We start from the raw sequence: 3,897 nt of genomic DNA on the forward strand, positions 1-3,897 counted from the left end.
GTCGGCCAGCGCGTGTCAGGCGAGGGCCATGTGATCGGGATGCGAAGCCGCGCCGCTCGCTGCGGGCGCTATCATCTCGATCCCGAAACGCGCGGCATAGGGGTCAACATCCCTGGCGCCTTCGCCGAATATGTGCGGGCGCCCGCGTTCAACATCGTGCCCTTGCCCGATGACGTCGACGACGAAGTCGGCGCGATCCTCGATCCGCTCGGCAACGCGGTCCATACCGCGCTCTCCTTCGATCTCGTCGGCGAGAACGTGCTGATCACTGGCGCCGGCCCGATCGGCATCATGGCGGCCGCGGTCGCGCGCCATGTCGGCGCCCGCCACGTCGTGATCACCGACATCAATCCGCGTCGGCTCAAGCTCGCGGCCGAGGTCGCCGACGTTGTGCCGGTCGATGTGTCGAAAGAGGAGCTGCGCCAGACGATGAGCCGGCTCAGGATGACTGAAGGCTTCGACGTTGCGCTCGAAATGAGCGGCGCTCCGGCGGCGTTCGATCAGCTATTCGACGCGGTGAACACCGGCGGGCGGGTGGCGCTGCTCGGCCTGTCAGCGAAGCCGATGCTCGTCGACTGGACCAAGGTCATCTTCAAGCAACTCACCCTCAAGGGCATCTACGGCCGCGAGATGTTCGACACTTGGCACAAGATGATCGCTATGCTGGAGAGCGGGCTTGATGTGCGCAAGGTCATCACGCACCGCCTCCCGGCCAGACGGTTCCTCGAAGGCTTCGAGATCATGCGTCGCGGCGACTGCGGGAAGATCGTGCTGGATTGGACGGCCTGAGACTGCGCACGATCGCGGCCGCGAGCGACGGCTTGACGGCCTGTTGAGAACTGAGCGGCCCAGACGTGCAGAGCGTCTCAGCCGCCAGCTTGGGGATGGGGGAAAGGGCAATTGTCCCTCGGGGACTGCTCCTCGGTTTCGGCTTCTTCCCACCACCGAGCCGGCGATCCTTTTTTGCGAGAGCCCGCAATTGGCCCTACGGCATCTTCAATTGGATATCGGGTCGAGGCAAAGGCAAGGGCGCGAAAGGGTAAGCGCGATCCTTCTTTCGCGTGCGAGGTAGCCCGTCACGGATCGACCGACGCATGGACTTCACGATGGGCAGAGCAGTCCCGGAGGCATCAACTTGGCTGATATGGTGCTCGGGCGTTGGCTTTGCAGCGGTTCGGTCGCGGACAACGAACGGCCGCTCTTGGCGCGAAGACCGCTTGGTATCGGACGGTGGACAACGCAGGTCCGGGAAATAACCGAGGTGCGGCGGCCGCGCGCCAATGACCGAGCGTCATCCCTGACGAGTCGGTCGTGCTATCCGCTGGCGTCGCCCTTGATCGAGGCGTGAATCTCGCGCCCGTCCAGGTCGAGCGTATACGAAAGAAGGATGGCGCTTAACCATTTCGCGCGCTTGTTCCTCGCGTCGACCCGATGCCTAATTGAGGATGCCGCAGGGCGATTTGCGGGCTACCGCAAAAAAGGATCGCGGCCCGATGGAGGGAAGATATCGAACCCAAGGGGAAGTTCCGACAAGTTCCCCTGAGGGACAGACGCCCTTTCCCCCGTCCCCAAGCTCGCGGCTTAGACGCTCCGCACGTCTCGGGCAGTCAGTAGTCATGGCCCGATCGGCCATTACCGCCGGGCCGAGTGGACCGCCTCAGGGGAGGCCGCGATGTACACAGTACACGTTCTAGGCATTGACGGCGTCGGGCCCGAATATCGCGTGTTCGCTTCTCGCGCCGCCGCAGAGCGGAGCGTTATCCGCTTCGAGGCCGAAGGATTCCGGGCCAGGGTCTACCGCACCGCGTTATGGCCAAACGAGGAGATCGCAAATCCTCACGAAAATCATCATCGCCAGCACACGTGGGACGTGAATGTCTTAGGTCGTTGAGTCGTAACCGGGGCAAATTCCCGGGCAGGAACTGCCGCCTCCCAGTCCGGGTCCTTTCGATGCGCGCGTAAGTGATTCTTTCGATTCAACTTAGCAGCCGCAGCATATTCTTGTGTGCAAGTGCGTGCCCGGGAATTTGCCCCGGTTACGTTGAGTCTGATGTCGCGTATTAACTGACATTGACTGGATTATTTTGGTGGGCGCGTTAGCCCATCGCGCCGCGATCTCGTCCTGCATGTCGAACAGGTCGGCGACCTGTTTGTCGAAACGTTCCGCACGATCAGCCGTCTGGAGCGCCTGCAATTTGCGCACTCGTGCCATTCAAGCCGGGCGGCCCTTCCTGGGAGCGTCCAGGGTTTCATCGCCGAGCGCGATGCGATCCAGGGCGATCTTGTTTCCGTCGGGCACGGCGACGTTGACGGGCAGCCTGCCCTCGCGCTGCGCTTCGAGGGGCTGGCCAGGGGACGGTCCGGAGCCGCGCTGACGCCGGTCTTCTCTCCCCCCGACGTCGTCGACATGCGGACCTACGACATGCAGGCCAGTCCCCCGCGTTTACCCGGGCAGACGGTCAAGGCGCGCCTGATCGCCGACCGCGCCAATACGTCGACGGTCCAGGCCGCGTTGCGCATCAAGGTCTATGGGCTGAACGATCGGCTTTTCGATTTCGACGGACCTTCGTTCGCGCGCGCGCCGGGCGACAGCGGAATCCTGAACTGGACGCTTCCCGACCTCGATGGTCAGCCGATCCAGAAGATTGGCGTTTGCGCTGACGTCGGGCGACGGAAGAGCCGACGGAACCGTGCTTCTCGACTGGCTTCGCTGGGACGGCGCGCCACTCGTGACGTTGCGACGACCCAAGGATCCGAGCGACTTCTGGCGAAAAGCCTGGGTCAACAACGTCAGTTTCTTCAGCAAGAACTTCCCGTCCGCTTTTCGCATCTCTCAGGATCGCGGCAGCGGAATCATTGTCTGCGGCACGCGGGAATGGACGGACTATCGCCTGTCTAGCGAGGTGGCGGTGCACCTCGGATCGAGCGCGGGCCTTGCCGCACGCGTCCAGGGTCTCAGGCGCTACTACGCCTTACAGCTGGAGGCGGGGAACAGGGCGTGTCTGGTCAAAGTGCGCGACGACGCCTGCACGGTCTTGGCCGAGGCGCCGTGCCGCTGGACCTTTGAGGAACCGATAACGCTCGCGCTCGAGGTTCGCGGCGCAGACATAACCGGCTTCGCCGGCGGAGCGACCCTGCACGCGACGGACGATAGCGGCGCGCCGTTCGAAAATGGGGGAGTCGGCCTGGTGATCGCCGAGGGCGCGTTGTCGACCGACGAAATTCGGGTCCGGCCCCTGCCGGAAGCGCCGGTTCTCTCCGAGCGTTGACCTGCAGGGGCGCAGGCCAGACAGCAGAGCCTGGGTCGCCGCCGAGGGCGGCGGAGGGCGCGGTTCGCCAGACGGTTTCCCAATCTCCATGCCGGAGGAGGGGACGAGGAATGACGACGGACGGTACGTCGTTGCCGCACTGCGGAGCAGCCGTTAGGTTCTGGTCGGGCTTCGCCGACAGGACGATCCGAAAAACGTTCGGCCGAGGACGAGGGGAGGGGGAATGGCGCTGAAACGGCTTTTTGCGCTTTGCGCGCTCGTCCTCTTCCTCGCTCCGGCGGCGGCCAAGGACTGGTGGGGCGAAAAGCTTCCGAACCAGCCGACGCAGTTCATTTTCGGCTACGGCTCGCTGATCAATTCGGCCTCGCGCCGCTCTACCGCCAGCGCGCCGGTTCCGGCGATCCCGGTGCGCGTCTCGGCTGCGTTCGGCTATGTCCGCGCCTGGAACGATCGGTCTCCCTCGGGGTTCACCGCGCTCGGCCTGCGCAAGGCCGGTCCCGGCGAGACGGGCTCCACGATCAACGGCGTGCTTTACGCCGTCGAGGGAAACGACCTGGCGAAGTTCGACGCCCGCGAGCACGGCTACGCGCGCGTCGAAGTCCCCCGCGATGACATCGAGCCGGTGTCC

3 protein-coding genes are annotated in these 3,897 nt (G+C 64.4%); all 3 read left to right on the forward strand.

The genetic code is table 11. The annotated features are described in order from the left end of the window. Positions 1-789: L-threonine 3-dehydrogenase (tdh, locus tag ACLP25_RS08660; RefSeq protein WP_442468800.1), on the forward strand; the 789-nt coding region annotated here is incomplete at its 5' end. Between the two features lie 1,856 nt (positions 790-2,645). Next, positions 2,646-3,269: a hypothetical protein gene (locus ACLP25_RS08665; RefSeq protein WP_442468801.1), complete on the forward strand. Its 624-nt coding sequence runs from the start codon at positions 2,646-2,648 to the stop codon at positions 3,267-3,269. 223 nt (positions 3,270-3,492) lie between these two features. Further along, a partial coding sequence (locus ACLP25_RS08670) for a gamma-glutamylcyclotransferase family protein (protein ID WP_442468802.1) occupies positions 3,493-3,897 on the forward strand: 405 nt, incomplete at its 3' end.

The organism is Roseiarcus sp. (assembly GCF_052145395.1).
Taxonomy (GTDB): Bacteria; Pseudomonadota; Alphaproteobacteria; order Rhizobiales; family Beijerinckiaceae; genus Roseiarcus.